Annotated in this window: 14 protein-coding genes; 9 read left to right on the forward strand and 5 right to left on the reverse strand. The window is 39.0% G+C overall.

The genetic code is table 11. The features are described from left to right. Positions 1-48 precede the first annotated feature (48 nt). Positions 49-540, forward strand: coding sequence for an Lrp/AsnC ligand binding domain-containing protein (locus AC1M9E_RS06385; RefSeq protein WP_035263751.1), 492 nt, complete (start codon positions 49-51; stop codon positions 538-540). A 45-nt stretch (positions 541-585) separates the two neighbouring features. Here the strand turns inward: AC1M9E_RS06385 and putP are convergent, their stop codons facing one another. Further along, positions 586-2,100, reverse strand: coding sequence for a sodium/proline symporter PutP (gene putP / locus AC1M9E_RS06390; protein WP_481607431.1), 1,515 nt, complete (start codon positions 2,098-2,100; stop codon positions 586-588). Between the two features lie 368 nt (positions 2,101-2,468). Here putP and AC1M9E_RS06395 point away from each other — a divergent pair, with 368 nt between their 5' ends. Together AC1M9E_RS06395 and AC1M9E_RS06400 are read left to right on the forward strand one after the other, a co-directional pair. Next, the gene (locus AC1M9E_RS06395; protein ID WP_481607430.1) at positions 2,469-3,926 is read left to right on the forward strand and encodes an aspartate ammonia-lyase; all 1,458 of its coding nucleotides are present in this window, start codon (positions 2,469-2,471) and stop codon (positions 3,924-3,926) included. A gap of 388 nt (positions 3,927-4,314) precedes the next feature. Beyond that, entirely contained in the window at positions 4,315-4,983 is a 669-nt protein-coding gene (locus AC1M9E_RS06400) for a DUF4349 domain-containing protein (RefSeq protein ID WP_481607429.1), read from the forward strand. Between the two features lie 9 nt (positions 4,984-4,992). Here the strand turns inward: AC1M9E_RS06400 and AC1M9E_RS06405 are convergent, their stop codons facing one another. From AC1M9E_RS06405 to AC1M9E_RS06415, 3 genes are all read right to left on the reverse strand, one after another. Next, entirely contained in the window at positions 4,993-5,715 is a 723-nt protein-coding gene (locus AC1M9E_RS06405) for an SIR2 family NAD-dependent protein deacylase (protein WP_481613880.1), read from the reverse strand. Between the two features lie 75 nt (positions 5,716-5,790). Further along, on the reverse strand, positions 5,791-6,699 hold the full coding sequence (locus tag AC1M9E_RS06410) for an alpha/beta fold hydrolase (RefSeq protein WP_481607427.1): 909 nt from the start codon (positions 6,697-6,699) through the stop codon (positions 5,791-5,793). Positions 6,700-6,710: 11 nt separating this feature from the next. Continuing rightward, positions 6,711-7,253, reverse strand: a complete 543-nt coding sequence (locus AC1M9E_RS06415; protein ID WP_481607426.1) for a PadR family transcriptional regulator — start codon at positions 7,251-7,253, stop codon at positions 6,711-6,713. Positions 7,254-7,391: 138 nt separating this feature from the next. Between AC1M9E_RS06415 and AC1M9E_RS06420 the strand changes: the two genes are divergently transcribed. The 3 genes from AC1M9E_RS06420 (at position 7,392) to AC1M9E_RS06430 (ending at position 11,122) form a co-directional block, all read left to right on the forward strand. Next, a complete protein-coding gene (locus AC1M9E_RS06420; RefSeq protein ID WP_481607425.1) occupies positions 7,392-9,416 on the forward strand; it encodes a 2,4-dienoyl-CoA reductase FMN-binding domain-containing protein in 2,025 nt (674 codons plus the stop codon). Positions 9,417-9,562: 146 nt separating this feature from the next. Continuing rightward, positions 9,563-9,970 (forward strand): nuclear transport factor 2 family protein, encoded by a 408-nt coding sequence (locus AC1M9E_RS06425; RefSeq protein ID WP_481607424.1) that lies wholly within the window; start codon positions 9,563-9,565, stop codon positions 9,968-9,970. A gap of 51 nt (positions 9,971-10,021) precedes the next feature. Then, on the forward strand, positions 10,022-11,122 hold the full coding sequence (locus AC1M9E_RS06430; protein ID WP_481607423.1) for a YheT family hydrolase: 1,101 nt from the start codon (positions 10,022-10,024) through the stop codon (positions 11,120-11,122). 94 nt (positions 11,123-11,216) lie between these two features. Here the strand turns inward: AC1M9E_RS06430 and AC1M9E_RS06435 are convergent, their stop codons facing one another. Then, complete coding sequence (locus AC1M9E_RS06435) at positions 11,217-11,615, reverse strand: internalin (RefSeq protein ID WP_481607422.1); 399 nt, start codon at positions 11,613-11,615, stop codon at positions 11,217-11,219. A 227-nt stretch (positions 11,616-11,842) separates the two neighbouring features. Here AC1M9E_RS06435 and pyrG point away from each other — a divergent pair, with 227 nt between their 5' ends. Genes pyrG through eno form a run of 3 tightly spaced genes read left to right on the forward strand, consistent with a single transcriptional unit; the run spans position 11,843 to position 15,709 of the window. Beyond that, positions 11,843-13,483, forward strand: coding sequence for a CTP synthase (gene pyrG, locus AC1M9E_RS06440; protein WP_035263731.1), 1,641 nt, complete (start codon positions 11,843-11,845; stop codon positions 13,481-13,483). Between the two features lie 32 nt (positions 13,484-13,515). After that, positions 13,516-14,373 (forward strand): 3-deoxy-8-phosphooctulonate synthase, encoded by an 858-nt coding sequence (gene kdsA, locus AC1M9E_RS06445; protein WP_035263729.1) that lies wholly within the window; start codon positions 13,516-13,518, stop codon positions 14,371-14,373. Positions 14,374-14,419: 46 nt separating this feature from the next. Beyond that, complete coding sequence (gene eno / locus AC1M9E_RS06450) at positions 14,420-15,709, forward strand: phosphopyruvate hydratase (protein WP_180027787.1); 1,290 nt, start codon at positions 14,420-14,422, stop codon at positions 15,707-15,709. The last annotated feature ends 109 nt before the right edge of the window (positions 15,710-15,818 follow it).

The following is a 15,818-nucleotide window of genomic DNA, read 5'->3' on the forward strand; positions in this document are numbered from 1 at the left end:
TGGTGCATAACTCACTATAATTAGAGTTAAATTTAGAGAATAATTCGCATGCAGACTCAAATGATGACCTTGGATCGTACAGATTTAAAAATTTTAGATATCTTGCAAAAAGATGGGCGTCTATCAAATATAAAACTTGCTGAAATGGTCAATCTTTCTCCCACAGCAGCGCTTGCTCGAGTACAAAAACTAACCAAAGATGGATATATTACAGGTTATGAAGCCAAGTTAAATCCAGATCTGCTGAATCGAAGTTTTGTGGTATTTGTCGAAATTTTATTAGATAAAACAACTCCAAATGTATTAGAAGAATTTTCTGATGCAGTCAGAAGTTACCCTGAGATTGTTGAATGTCACATGATCAGCGGAGGGTTTGATTTTGTGGTTAAAATCCGTTGCGCCAACATGGAAGAGTTTCGCAAGATTTCTGGACAGGTTTTATGGCAACTGCCAGGCATCAAAGAAACCCGTAGCTATCCAGTGATGGAAGTTATTAAGGAATCGTCGCAAGTGCAACTTAAGCAAACATTTAAAAAGTAAATGTATAAGAAAGGGGCTATAAGCCCCTTAATTTTTTATTTCTCATTACCTTCCATTTTTGATTTCTTGCATTTCAATTTCATATTTCTGTTGAGCTTCATCAAAACGGTCAGTCACATCTTGCGCTGGCGGGCGGCCTAATAAACTCACCACCATAATACTCACCCAAGATAAAATAAACCCAGGAATGATTTCATAGACGCCTGTATCAGCCATGGTGTTTTTCCATACAATGACGGTAACAGCACCAACAATCATACCTGCCAATGCGCCATTGATGGTCATTCGCTTCCAGAAGAGAGAAAGGATAATCAGTGGTCCAAATGCTGCACCAAAGCCAGCCCACGCATAAGCAACTAAACCGAGTACCTTGCTGCCCGGATTCATTGCAAGGAAGATCGCCATAATCGCAACGATTAATACCATCAAACGACCTACCCAAACCAGCTCGGTTTGTGATGCAGATTTACGAATAAATGCTTTGTATAAGTCTTCTGTAAGCGTGGTAGAGCATACCAATAGCTGGCAACTGAGGGTACTCATCACTGCTGCAAGAATCGCGGCGAGAATCACTCCTGCAACCCATGGATTAAATAAAATTTTAGTTAATTCCATAAAAACAGTTTCAGGATTTGCATTGACTGCAGCACCGAGTTGAGGAAACGTATCAAAGTAAGCGATTCCGAAATAACCGACAGCGACTGCACCACCAAGACATAGAATCATCCATGTCATTCCAATTCGACGTGCTGCTGGAATAGACTTCACGGAATCTGCTGCCATAAAGCGCACAAGAATATGTGGTTGACCAAAGTAGCCAAGTCCCCATGCCATTGAAGATAAAATTGCTACAGTGCTGAGATCTGAAAGTAAATTATTCGCTAATGGGCGTGCGGATTCCACAATGACACTAACTTGCTGAGCATTTTCACCAATGGCTAAATAGGTCATTACTGGAGCAAGTAAAAGCGCAAAGATCATCAAGCCTGCTTGGAATGTATCTGTCCAACTGATGGCTAAGAAACCGCCAATACAGACATAACTAATCGTTGCCACTGCTCCAATCCATAGGGCTGTGTTGTAATCCCAACCAAATAGGCTTTCAAATAAACGTGCACCTGCGACCATGCCAGAGGCACAATAAATTGCAAAGAAAATCAAAATTACAAAAGCTGAGATGATACGAAGAACTTTTTTCCGATCACCAAAGCGGCTGGTGAAATAGTCGGGGAGAGTCAATGCGTTATGTTGTATTTCGGTGTGAACACGTAGACGACCCGCGACCAACAGCCAGTTCAACCAAGCACCGATAATTAAACCAATGGCAATCCAAGCTTCGGATAAACCTGAGAGATAAATTGCACCAGGTAGGCCCATGAGTAACCAGCCACTCATATCTGATGCACCTGCGGATAATGCAGTGACGACACTGCCTAAACTCCGACCACCTAAAATATAATCATCAAAATTATTCGTGGCTTTGTAGGCATAAAGCCCAATGCCAAGCATCGCCACAATATAAAAAATAAATGTGATTAGCGTAGGATTTAATTGGCTCATTGCTATGCCATCCTTTGTCTGTCCTAAATGACCATCTTTCCGAGATGAATTTTTAATCGAATTATTCGAGGAGCTGATTCAAGCACGTTTTGAAAATTACGCTCTGTTACATTTGAGTGAGATTTATAGTTGTTTAGTGAAACTGAATGTAATTTTGGTTACAAAGACTATTTTTTCAAAAAAGTTTACTTTGAGGGTTAAAACAATTCTATAAATGATTATTTTTAACATAAAGTTACATTTGTCACTTAAACAGCGAAGTTGTAATTTTTTATTGCATAAAGAAGTATTAAATCAATAGTGAAAATAAGCATGAAGCCTATCATCGATATTGCACGATAATGGTGCATTATTGTTGAGTAATAAAAGTGTCTACGGTTCAATTTGATAAAACAAGAATAGAGCATGATCTGCTCGGTGAAAAAGCGGTTCCTTTCGATCGTTACTATGGGATTCATACCCTGCGTGCGATGGAGAATTTTCAGATTTCGCATCAACAAATAGGTGAAAACATACATTTTATTCGTGCATTGGCACAGGTAAAAAAAGCATCAGCACAGACAAATTTAAAATTTTCCAAATTGAGTCAAGATGTCAGCCAAGCGATTCAATGGGCTTGTGATCAACTGATTGAGCAGCCTGAAAGTTGGAAATCATCATTTCCAATTGATATTTATCAGGGTGGGGCTGGAACTTCTATTAATATGAATAGTAATGAAGTGGTGGCTAACCTTGCACTCGAGTATCTCGGCTTGCCTAAAGGTCAATATGATGTAATTCATCCAAACGACCATGTGAATAAATCGCAATCGACCAATGATGTTTATCCAACTGCATTGAGATTAGCAACATATTACAGTTTAGAAGATTTATTGTCTCAAGTTCGCTCATTAATCGCTGCTATTGAGATCAAAGCATCTGAATTTCAACACGTAATTAAAATGGGGCGAACTCAACTCCAAGATGCTGTACCCATGACACTCGGACAAGAGTTTCGTGCATTTGCGACGCTATTAAAAGAAGACTATCGCCTCATCCAAAAGATGCGTCATTTACTGCTAGAAATAAATTTGGGTGCGACTGCGATTGGAACGGGTGTGAACACACCTCATGGATATGCACTAGAAGTGGTTCAAACGCTTTCTCAAATTACTGGATTGAAATTACAAGGTGCTGAAGACTATGTTGAAGCCACCAGTGACTGTGGCGTATTTATTATTCTATCAAGCACTTTAAAGCGTTTAGCCGTCAAGCTCTCAAAAATTTGTAATGACCTGCGCTTATTAAGTTCAGGGCCTCGTACGGGATTAGCTGAAATTAGATTACCTGAATTACAAGCCGGCTCATCCATTATGCCTGCGAAAATCAATCCAGTTATTCCTGAAGTAGTGAACCAAATTGCTTTTAAAGTCATTGGTAATGATTTGACAGTGACCATGGCAGCTGAAGCGGGGCAATTACAATTAAATGTCATGGAACCTGTAATTGCACTGACCATGAATGAATCAACCAATTTATTAATTCAAGCAATGCAAACACTAGAAAACAAATGTATCCAAGGTATTACTGCAAATGAACAGACTTGTTACGATGCAGTGATGCGAAGTGTTGGTATCGTCACATTATTAGATCCGATTCTAGGTCATGCCAAATGTGATGAAATTGGGAAGGTTTGTCTTGCAGAAAATAAAACCATTCAGCAAGTTGTCATTGAGCAGAATCTTTTGACGCAAGAGCAGTTAAATCAAATTTTCTCTTTTGAAAATTTAGTGTCTGAGATCGCGGGTAATGTTGTCGATGATATGAACATGGACAAAGTAAGCTAATAGAGTAGATAGAATCTGAAAATCAATTGAATATGAATTGATGGCATATTTCATTCAATGAGGTATGCCATTTTCATTGAAACTTTTAAGTATAATTTCTTAATTGAATGTTTATAATAATTAAAATTTTGAGCCATCAATACAAACATTATAATTTAGAGAAAGTGAATGAAAAGAATAGTAATAAGCACGCTGCTGTGTTCGATGTTGCTGGTATCCTGTTCAAAAAAAAATAGAGGAACACTCTGCTGAAGCAGTTCAAGAAAACACTGCTGATACGTAAGTTGATATGCAAGAAGCGGCTGAACCAAATACTTTGCCCGTCCAGGAGTAAAAACCTGAGGTCATATTAAATCAAGAGGTTAATTCGGTTGATCTTACTCGTCGTATGGTTCGAGAGGCGCAAGTTAACTTTACCGTTAAAGATGTGGTGAAAAGCAGTTTAGAGATTGAAAAAATAACCCTTCAAGCAGGCGGATTTATTGAAAGAAAAGATATTGATTTCAATGTGGTTGATCTTAAACGTCAGAATATTTCAGAAGGTAAAGTAAAAGTATTTGAAAAAGTTGAACCTATATCTTTTATGGTGCTACGTGTACCGAGTGAGCGTGCCCCACATGTTGTTAATCAACTTTTACCTTTAATGTTTTTTCTGAATCAGCAACGCTATAGTGCACAACGTTTTGAATTGAAGCTTCTTCAAGAAAAAATGAATCAAGCACAGACTATTTCAAGTCAAGCACGACCAGCTCATTTGAATGAAATCACACGGCTCACTCAACTCGAAGTTCAAGACCGTGTTAAATTCAGTACGATCAGTTTACAACTGAATCAACCAACACTGGTCCGAGAAAGGGTTGATATTGATATTGATACAGTGGCGCGATTAAATGGTGATCACTTTACTCAGCGTGTTTGGAATAGCATCAAATATGGCTGGCAATTTGTGCTCGATCTTTTGGTGTTTTTATTAATGATTTGGCCTTTGTATTTGATTGTCTTACTTGGCTTCTTGTTATATCGATGGTTAAAACCTTATTTTGATAAACTCAAATAAGCCCATGCCTCAATTTGGCTGAACTGAAGAAAGAAGTTTGGCCAAATCTTGCATTCCTTCGGTTGCTGATTTTGAGATACATGTATAGTATTGTGGCACACGGCCGAGATCGGCTTTAGGGTCGATATAATACGCATCACAGCTTGGTGAAATACTGTGTACTAAGCCTGCAACAGGATAAACAGCTAAGCTTGTTCCAATCACAACAAAGATTTCAGCTTGCTGGCAAATCACTTCTGCTTCTTCAAAAGCGGGAACGGATTCACCAAACCATACGACATGTGGACGAAGCGGATATCCAGCGTCACAGAAGTCACGAGAAATATCCAGTTCAATTCCTTCAATTGTGTAAAATTTGTCTGTGAATTGAGCATCTGGCCCCGAGGTTTTGGCTAGTCTTATATTTCCATGAAGATGCAGTACTTTTTTACTACCAGCGCGTTCATGTAAGTCATCAATATTCTGCGTGATCACATGGACATCATAATGTTGCTCAAGTGCTGCAATCGCCAAATGTGCTGCATTAGGTTCAGATGCTAAAATTTTTTTTCGCCGTTCATTGTAAAAGCGCTGTACTAAAACAGGATTGTTACGCCAAGCTTCAGGCGTTGCGACGTCCTCTATGCGATGGTTTTCCCAAAGTCCATCGCTATCTCGAAATGTATTGATACCACTTTCAGCACTCATACCAGCACCCGAAAAAATCACAAGCTTTTTTTTAGACTGATTCATCCAATCTCCATCCTATTGATTTTATGCCCACGTATGACGTCTGGATCAACTTAATATTCAAATATTCATTAGAGCTTATATAGTTTGATTCAGAAATTTAGAAATTTCTTGTGCGAATTTAATGGGTTCATTGATCAAAGGCGTATGCCCTGAGCGCTCAAACAGTACGATACGATGATTTTTAACCGATTCAGCAATGAGCTTTTGCCCTTGCGCTGGATAGAGTGCGGATTTAGCGCCGATAAAAAAAGTTGCTGGACATTCTAACTTTGAGATCGCGGCTCTGTAATCTTCTTTATGGTTTAGATAGTTGTCAATGTACCAACGCATATAGTCGAGACGTTGCATAGGGAGGATTAACTTTTGAATTTTCGGTTGATTGAGTGTTGTTTTAAAAATTTTAGCGCTCAATTGATGATTATCTTGTAAAGATAAAAATTTAACCCAAAGCTCGACTAATTCGCGGCTTAAGTGAGTAGGTAATTCACTCAGGTTTTGATAATTTTCATGTTGATGTAAAAAAGAAGAAAGTTCGATGAGTAGCTTTTTGAACTCTGGATAGCGATCGCCCAATAGCCCGAAACTCCAAGTTTCATCAGAAGGTATTTTAGGGGTTTGATCAATATGCAAGTATGCTTGGATTTGATCAGCAAATTGACCATATTGCATACCATGCATGGCAGTAGTTGCCCCCATAGAATAAGCAATCACTTTATATTGTTGTCTAGGGCGTTGACTGATCAATGCCTGAATATCGTTCCAGTGACTTGAAATAGCATCAGCATCTGGAATTTTACAATGCTTAGACCCACCAAAACCACGCCAGTCAGGAATAATAAATTTATATTTCTTTAAATTAAATGCAAAAAAAGGAATCCATTGCCAACTTTGCATTCCTAAACCAGATAGCACCAAAACAGGTTCACCTTGACCAATTTCACGAACATATAATTTTTCGTTATCTTGCATAGTAAAAAATGGCATAGATATATCCTTTATTTTGTATTCATTATTTTCAATTGTGGAATTACACGTTCTAACCAACTGATCCAACCTTGCTCTAATTCAATGCCTAATTGAAGAATCATTTTATGAATATAGAGTGTACGGTCATCATTATCTTTCTTAGCAAAATCTTTATCGTAAATCGCTTGATATATTTTTAACTTATTTTTATGAATCTCTAAATGAGATTCCAATTCTGTCAACACATTATTACCACCTAGTTGTGCTTCAGCTCTTAAACGCACCATCAATTCTTCTCTGAGTTGGGCAGGCTCACTATGCTGTACCATCCAATTGGCAAGTTCAGTTCGACCTAGAGCATCAACTTTATATTTTTTCTTTCTCGAGTTGGGATCACCTTCATCAATAGTCGAAATCCAACCTTTTTTTTGCATAGCATTGAGTTCACGATAGATTTGTTGGTGAGTTGCATTCCAAAAGAATCCCATAGAACGGTCAAAGCGACGCGCAAGTTCAATACCTGTACTTGGTTTTTCAATGAGACTGGTCAACAAAACATGTGCTAAAGACATAAATCATATATCGTAAAATGTTGAATCAACTTTATTATGCAACATGTTGCATAAAAAGCAAAATTAGAATATATATTTATGCAACAAGTTGCATGAAACACACAATAATAGCAAGCAAACGCGAGCCATGAGGTCAGAATGTCAAATTATCCAAACTTACTTGCACCACTAGATTTAGGTTTTACCACTTTAAAAAATCGTGTATTGATGGGTTCAATGCACGTAGGTTTAGAAGAGGTTGAAGGTGGCTATGAACGTATGGCCGCATTTTATGCTGAGCGTGCTCAAGGACAGGTCGGTCTTATCGTGACTGGGGGGATTTCACCCAACGATGCTGGTGTGACTTTTGCTGGAGGGTCAAAATTAGACTCGATTGCTGAAGCTGAGAAACATAAAATCATTACACAAGCAGTACATGATGCTGGCGGTAAGATTGCAATGCAGATTTTGCATACTGGTCGATATTCATATCAGCCTGAAAATGTTGCACCATCAGCAATTCAGGCACCAATTAATCCAGTTAAACCTCATGCTTTAAGCTCGGCTGAAGTTCATCAAACCATTGATGATTTTGCTAACTGTGCAAAGCTGGCTCAATATGCAGGTTATGATGGTGTTGAGATTATGGGGTCTGAAGGTTACCTCATCAATGAATTTATCGCAGCACGTACCAATCACCGTGATGACGAATGGGGTGGGAGTTATGAAAACCGCATTCGTTTGCCGATTGAAATTGTAAAACGTACCCGTGCAGAGGTGGGTGAAAACTTTATTATCATTTATAGACTTTCGATGCTCGACTTGGTTGAGGGCGGTTCAACGCTTGAGGAGGTCATCCATCTTGCAAAAGAAATTGAGAAAGCCGGAGCGACTATCATTAATACAGGGATTGGTTGGCATGAAGCGCGTATACCCACGATTGCAACGAAAGTACCTCGAGCAGCATTTACATGGGTGACAGAAAAGCTAAAAGGTGAAGTTAATATTCCATTGATTACCTCAAATCGTATCAATACCCCTGAAATGGCTGAACACGTGTTAGCTTCAGGTCATGCAGATATGATTTCTATGGCTCGCCCAATGCTTGCAGATGCAGAATTTGTACTAAAAGCTGAACAGGGTAGAAGTGACGAAATCAACACGTGTATTGGCTGTAACCAAGCGTGTTTGGATCATATTTTTTCACTCAGAATTGCGTCATGCTTGGTTAACCCACGTGCATGCCATGAAACTGAACTCATTTTTAAAGAAACCCATACGCCTAAAAAAATTGCTGTCATTGGTGCAGGTCCTGCAGGATTGAGTTTTGCTACTTATGCTGCTGACCGTGGTCATCAGGTCACCATTTTTGAGGCAGCCGATCAAATTGGTGGTCAATTTAATATTGCAAAAACGATTCCAGGAAAGGAGGAGTTTTATGAGACATTGCGTTACTTTAAGCGAAAAATTGAGTTGCAGCCTTTAATTCAATTAAAACTTAACCATACTGCAACTTTTGAAGAGCTCAATACAGATCAGTTTGATGAAATTGTCGTCGCTACAGGTGTGACACCTCGACATTTAGATATTGAAGGAATTGATCATCCAAAAGTGTTGTCTTATATCGAAGTTTTAAGAGAGAAAAAAACAGTCGGACAGCGTGTTGCGATTATTGGTGCTGGTGGTATTGGTTTTGATACTGCTGAGTATCTAACCCATGAGGGGGAAAGTGGAAGCTTGAATCCTCAAAAATTTTATGATGAATGGGGAATTGATACATCATATTCTAATGTAGGAGGTTTAAAACCTGCTCAAGTAGAACAGCCATCACGTGAAATCTACTTATTACAACGTAAAGCCACTTCAGTTGGTGCAGGCTTGGGTAAAACGACGGGTTGGATTCATCGTACTGGATTAAAAAATCGCGATGTAAAAATGATTCCAGGTGCAACGTATAACAAGATTGATGACCAAGGTTTACATATCACAATCAATGATCAAACTACCGTCTTAAACGTGGATCATGTGGTGATTTGTGCAGGTCAAGAGTCATATACGGCTATGTTTGATCAACTTGAGCAGGCAGGTAAAAAAGTTCATTTAATTGGTGGGGCGAAAGAAGCGGGTGAGCTAGATGCAAAACGTGCGATTCGTCAAGGTGCTGAATTGGCTGTCAAGATTTAAGCCATAAAATTTCTCTCTTATATTATAGATGAAAGTGCAAGAAGAGGATTTGGAGAGGGTACTTAATTAAATGAGACCTCTCCTTGACGCAGTATTCTCCCTTTTCTTCTAAAAGGTTGGACTGATACAACAAAAAGGACATAAAAATGACACTCGAAACCACACAAAAATCTATTCAACGTTGGCACCACATGCTTGAAACACGTGATTTAAGTCTATTGAATGAGCTTTTGTCTGAAGAAGTCGTATTTAAATCACCCGTCGCATTTAAGCCTTATCCAGGCAAACAAGTTGTTACTTTTATTTTGACCAATGTGATTGAGATCTTTGAAAATTTTCGTTATCACCGTGAGTTCTATACAGCAGATGGGCTCAGTGTTGTGCTCGAATTTTCCGCAAATGTCGGTAAAAAAACATTAAAAGGGATTGATATGATCCAGTTTAATGAGCAAGGTCAAATTATTGACTTTGAGGTGATGATTCGGCCTAAAAGTGGTTTAGAAGCTTTGGCGTTGCAAATGGGCCAACGTATGGCTCAATTTCTACCTAAATAAATTAGGCATGTTTTTGGCTTATGAATTGGAGTAAGTAGATTCGGAGTCTGTATGAATCTTAATCAGCGTTTCAAGTGGATGCAAGAATTCACTCAAACCCAACTTGATCATTTTACTGGTGCAGCTATACCTTCAATCTATTTTAATCCGCAAGGTGAGTTAGCCCATGTGATTTCAAACTTGAAACGTTTGCATTATAAATATAGACCAACGCCGTGGCTCTCGAATACGCATGCTCACTTGGTGTATTTTGATAAAGTTCGAAAGAAAACCGTAAAATTAGAATATGACTTCATTGAACAGTTAACAATGTCTGATGGCGGAACGACGGGTATTGCTTGGTATGGCATGCATCTTTCTGCGCAAACGCCAACTATCTTAGTGCTACATACCATTACTGGAAGCCCAGCCAGTATGAGAGAATTGGTCAGAGACTTACATCAAGTAACTGGTTGGCGTATCGCATTGTGTTTAAGACGAGGGCATGCAGGTCTACCACTTTCAGTTCCTAAAATTAATCTCTTTGGAAACACGCAAGATCTAAGAGAGCAGATCGAACGTATTCAACAGCGCTTACCATATTCTAAATTGTATGCAGTTGGGTCTTCAGCAGGAACTGGATTATTGGTTCGATATTTAGGTGAGGAAGAAAGCTCCACACCAATTCAAGCGGCTTTCGCACTTTGTCCTGGATACAATACGGAAACTGGTTTTTCAAATGTTCATCCTTTTTATAGCCGTTTGATGGCAAAAAAGTTAAATGCACATTTTTTAAAACCGTATGAGCAACATTGGCGAAATTTAGAAAGTTTAAAGCAACTGAGTGTTGCTAAAGATTTATTTGATTTTGAAAAAACATATTATCAGTTCGCTGGATTTGAAAATTATGACGCATATTGTAAAGCGACAAATCCCATCTATGTCTTTGAGAAGATTAGAGTGCCGTTGATGATTTTAAATTCGGAAGACGATCCAGTATGCCATATCCGCAATTTAGAGCCTTATAAAGAAGTGATTCAACATATGCCGAACATGGCAGTAGTGACCACAAAAAAAGGAAGCCATTGCTGTTTCTATGAAGGTAATAAAAATCCAGAATCTTGGGCACACAAATTAATTGCAGAATTTTTTTTAGAATTAGAGAAAGCCTGACAATTTTTGTTGTTTATAAATGAATAACAATTTGACTTTCATTCATGTTGACATAAAAAACCGAGTCATGTCACTCGGTTTTTTAATCTGAAAATTAGTTTTCTAAAGCAGGGGTAGCAGCAGCAATAGCAGCGGCAACAGCATCATCTTCAGATTGAGAACCACCCGTTGATGCACTTGGAGAAGGTGTAGGGCGTTCTACATTTTCAACAGTTGGTGCTGGCGCAGGATTCGTTTGTGCAGGAGCATCACGGTATTCACGACGAATAGTCGCTGACGTATTGTTTGTCTCCTGATGCTCAATTTCAACTTGAGTTGGTGGCTCAGGTTCGATTTCAGGTTCAGAAATCTCTATGTTCTCAATTTGTTCTGCCTGTTCAGTTGTTTCAACAGTTTGTTCCTGTTCTTCTTCCTTAGGCGCTTCTTTTTTTACACATGCAGTAACGAGGAGTGCAGATAAGATTGCACCAGCGATTAAAAGTTTTTTATTCATAGTTGCTCAAAACAAACTAGCTAGATCGACTAACGTAGTATAACAGCAAATTAACAGATGAAAATCACTGAAAGTGTGCGTGAATCTTTATTGGAAATGATGATAGAATAACCAATTGTTTATTGTTCTTTGAATTGATGCGGATTGACTTTGCTTTATAGGTACAGAGTAAAGTAAAATTGCGCAACATTGCAGGCCGATTTAGGCTCGATTGTACGAGAAACCCAATGACCCATTTTATTTTCGTTACTGGTGGTGTTGTTTCATCACTAGGTAAAGGTATTTCAGCTGCTTCAGTTGCTGCACTTTTAGAAGCCCGTGGATTAAAAGTAACCATGGTGAAAATGGATCCATACATTAATGTCGATCCAGGGACGATGAGCCCGTTCCAACATGGTGAAGTTTTTGTCACAGAGGATGGTGCGGAAACTGACTTAGACTTGGGTTATTACGAACGTTTCTTGCGTCGTGCGAAAATGACCAAGCTTAATAACTTTACATCTGGTCGCGTGTACCAAGACGTTTTAAATAAAGAGCGTCGCGGTGATTACCTTGGTGGAACAGTTCAAGTTATTCCACACATTACAGACAATATTAAAGAACGTGTTCTTCGCGCTGGCGAAGGCTATGACGTTGCTATTGTTGAGATTGGCGGTACAGTAGGTGACATTGAATCTCTCCCATTCATGGAATCTGTTCGTCAGTTAATGGTTGAACTTGGTCACAAACGCACAATGCTGATGCATTTAACGTTGTTGCCATATATCAAGTCAGCTGCAGAGTTGAAAACAAAACCAACTCAGCACTCGGTGAAAGAATTACTTTCAATCGGTATTCAACCAGATATTTTGATCTGTCGTACTGAACACGATGTTGATGCTGATACAAAGCGTAAAATTGCGTTGTTCACGAACGTAGAAGCTCGTGCAGTTGTGGTGTGTAAAGATGCACGCACAATTTACGAAATTCCACGTACGTTCTATGAACAAGACGTTGATGATTTAATTTGCGAGCGTTTTGGTTATAACGATTTACCAGAAGCCGATCTTTCAGATTGGGATAATGTCGTAGAAGCATTATTAAACCCTGAGTACACTGTTCGTGTTGCGATGGTGGGTAAATATGTTGAACTTCCAGATGCTTATAAATCTGTGAACGAAGCACTTTTACATGCGGGTATCCAAAACCGCGTTAAAGTTCAAATTGATTATGTCAATGCCGAAGAACTTGAAAGCCAAGATGTAGCAGAAGTGTTGAAAGATGCTGACGCAATCTTAGTTCCTGGTGGTTTTGGCGAGCGCGGTACTGAAGGTAAGATGCAAGCGATTAAATTCGCACGTGAGAATGGAATTCCATTCCTTGGTATTTGCTTGGGTATGCAACTTGCGGTCATTGAATACGCACGTAATGTTGCTGGTATTGTAGATGCAACTTCAACTGAATTTAACCGTTCAACTAAATCGCCTTTAATTGGTTTGATTACGGAATGGTTAGACGAACGTGGTGAAGTACAACAACGTTCTGTAGATTCTGATCTTGGTGGAACAATGCGTCTTGGCGCTCAAAAATCAGAATTGGTTGAAGGCACTAAAACTGCAGAAGTGTATGGTTCAGTAGAAATTATTGAACGTCATCGCCATCGTTACGAAATGAATAATCGTTATATTCCTACTTTAGAAGAAAAAGGTATGAAAATTTCTGGTTATTCACCAATCCAACGTTTAGTTGAAACTGTTGAAATTCCTCAACATCCTTGGTTTATTGCTGTACAATTCCACCCGGAATTTACAAGTTCTCCACGTGATGGTCATCCATTATTTGCTGGTTTTATTGATGCTGCTAAAAAACAGTATCAAAAATCGAAATAATGAATGTCTTAGGACATAACTAGGAAGTTTAAATGTCACAATTAAAAGCACAAGAAATTGTACGTTTAGGCGATATACAAATGGCAAATCATTTGCCATTTGTATTATTCGGCGGAATGAATGTACTTGAATCAAAAGATTTAGCTTTTGAAATTGCAGAAACTTATGTTGATATTTGCAAACGTTTGGATATTCCATATGTTTTCAAAGCAAGCTTTGATAAAGCAAATCGTTCGAGCTTAAATTCTTTCCGCGGACCTGGTCTTGAAAAAGGAATTGAGTGGTTAGCTGACATTAAAAAACATTTTAATGTACCCATCATTACAGATGTTCATGAACCATATCAAGCAGCACCTGTGGCTGAAGTGGCTGACATCATTCAATTACCTGCTTTCCTCAGCCGTCAAACAGATCTTGTTGAGGCAATGGCAAAAACTCAAGCCATTATCAATATCAAAAAAGCGCAATTCTTAGCACCGCATGAAATGCGTCATATCCTGCATAAATGTTTGGAAGCCGGGAATGACAAGCTGATTTTATGTGAGCGTGGCTCAGCATTTGGTTACAACAACTTAGTTGTCGATATGCTTGGTTTCGACATCATGAAAGAAATGAATGTGCCAGTCTTCTTTGATGTGACACATGCACTTCAAACCCCAGGTGGTCGTGCAGATTCAGCAGGTGGTCGTCGCGCACAAATTACGACATTAGCGCGTGCGGGTATGGCTACAGGTCTAGCAGGTCTTTTTCTGGAAGGACATCCTGATCCAGAAAAAGCAAAATGTGATGGACCTTGCGCTCTTCGAATGTCTCAACTTGAGCCATTCTTAGCTCAGCTTAAAGAATTGGATACCTTGGTTAAAGGTTTCAAAAAATTAGATACACACTGATGCAGCGTTAGACGCATCGTTTTATTAATCAACTGAGGAATTGTTCATGAGCCAAATCGTTGACATTCGTGCACGTGAAATTTTGGACTCTCGTGGTAACCCAACCATCGAAGCAGACGTTATCTTAGCATCTGGCGTAGTTGGCCGTGCATGTGCACCATCTGGTGCTTCAACTGGTTCTCGTGAAGCTTTAGAACTTCGTGATGGCGATAAAGCACGTTACTTAGGTAAAGGTGTTAAAACTGCTGTGAACAACGTAAACACGTTAATCCGTGACGCGTTAGTGGGTAAATCAGTATTCGAACAAAAAGACATCGATAATACGATGATCGCTTTAGACGGAACTGAAAACAAAGAAAAATTAGGTGCGAACGCAACTTTGGCAGTGTCTTTGGCTGCTGCGCGTGCTGCTGCTGACGAAAAGAAAATTCCTCTTTTCCAATACATCGCAGACCTTCGTAACAACAGCATTTTAACAATGCCTGTTCCAATGATGAACATCTTAAACGGTGGTTCACATGCGGACAACAACGTTGATATCCAAGAGTTCATGATTGAACCAGTTGGCTTCACTTCATTCTCTGAAGCACTTCGCGCAGGCGCAGAAATTTTCCATTCTTTAAAATCAGTTTTAAAGAAACAAGGTTTAAATACTGCTGTTGGAGATGAAGGTGGTTTCGCGCCGAACTTACGTTCAAACGAAGAAGCAATCACAGTTATCCTTGAAGCGATTGAAAAAACTGGCTACAAAGCGGGTTCTGACATTATGCTTGCGCTTGACTGTGCATCTTCAGAATTCTACAAAGATGGTCAGTACATCCTTGCTGGTGAAGGCAATAAAGCATTCACAAACAACCAATTCTCTGACTACCTTGCTGGTCTTGTAAACCAATATCCAATTATCTCTATTGAAGATGGTTTAGATGAATCTGATTGGGAAGGTTGGTCTTACCTAACTTCGATTCTTGGTGACAAGATTCAATTGGTTGGTGATGATTTGTTTGTTACAAATCCTAAAATCCTTCAACGTGGTATCAACGAAAAAGTTGGTAACTCTATCCTGATTAAGTATAACCAAATCGGTACGTTGACTGAAACTTTAGATGCGATCTATCTTGCTAAAGCAAATGGTTACTCTACAGTGATTTCTCACCGTTCTGGCGAAACTGAAGATTCTACAATTGCGGATCTTGCAGTAGGTACTGGTGCTGGTCAAATCAAAACTGGTTCACTTTGCCGTTCTGACCGTGTAGCGAAATACAACCAATTACTTCGTATTGAAGAATTAACGAATGCTATTTACCGCGGTAAAGCTGAGTTTAAAGGTTTAAATTAATCGTTTAGATTATTTTGAATTTCAAAAAACCACTCTGTAAAGAGTGGTTTTTTTTTGTTATTAAGCTATGAAATAAAAAGTGTAAATATAATGACTCTAGAATATTCAA

Source organism: Acinetobacter sp. 24-47-47 (genome assembly GCF_057737035.1).

Excerpts from the sequence above, each read along its gene's own strand:
- AC1M9E_RS06385 (WP_035263751.1), top strand. The coding sequence starts at position 49 with ATGCAGACTCAAATGATGACCTTGGATCGTACAGATTTAAAAATTTTA.
- putP (WP_481607431.1), bottom strand. The coding sequence starts at position 2,100 with ATGAGCCAATTAAATCCTACGCTAATCACATTTATTTTTTATATTGTG.
- AC1M9E_RS06400 (WP_481607429.1), top strand. The coding sequence starts at position 4,315 with ATGGTTCGAGAGGCGCAAGTTAACTTTACCGTTAAAGATGTGGTGAAA.
- AC1M9E_RS06405 (WP_481613880.1), bottom strand. The coding sequence starts at position 5,715 with ATGAATCAGTCTAAAAAAAAGCTTGTGATTTTTTCGGGTGCTGGTATG.
- AC1M9E_RS06410 (WP_481607427.1), bottom strand. The coding sequence starts at position 6,699 with ATGCCATTTTTTACTATGCAAGATAACGAAAAATTATATGTTCGTGAA.
- AC1M9E_RS06415 (WP_481607426.1), bottom strand. The coding sequence starts at position 7,253 with ATGTCTTTAGCACATGTTTTGTTGACCAGTCTCATTGAAAAACCAAGT.
- AC1M9E_RS06420 (WP_481607425.1), top strand. The coding sequence starts at position 7,392 with ATGTCAAATTATCCAAACTTACTTGCACCACTAGATTTAGGTTTTACC.
- AC1M9E_RS06425 (WP_481607424.1), top strand. The coding sequence starts at position 9,563 with ATGACACTCGAAACCACACAAAAATCTATTCAACGTTGGCACCACATG.
- AC1M9E_RS06430 (WP_481607423.1), top strand. The coding sequence starts at position 10,022 with ATGAATCTTAATCAGCGTTTCAAGTGGATGCAAGAATTCACTCAAACC.
- AC1M9E_RS06435 (WP_481607422.1), bottom strand. The coding sequence starts at position 11,615 with ATGAATAAAAAACTTTTAATCGCTGGTGCAATCTTATCTGCACTCCTC.
- pyrG (WP_035263731.1), top strand. The coding sequence starts at position 11,843 with ATGACCCATTTTATTTTCGTTACTGGTGGTGTTGTTTCATCACTAGGT.
- kdsA (WP_035263729.1), top strand. The coding sequence starts at position 13,516 with ATGTCACAATTAAAAGCACAAGAAATTGTACGTTTAGGCGATATACAA.
- eno (WP_180027787.1), top strand. The coding sequence starts at position 14,420 with ATGAGCCAAATCGTTGACATTCGTGCACGTGAAATTTTGGACTCTCGT.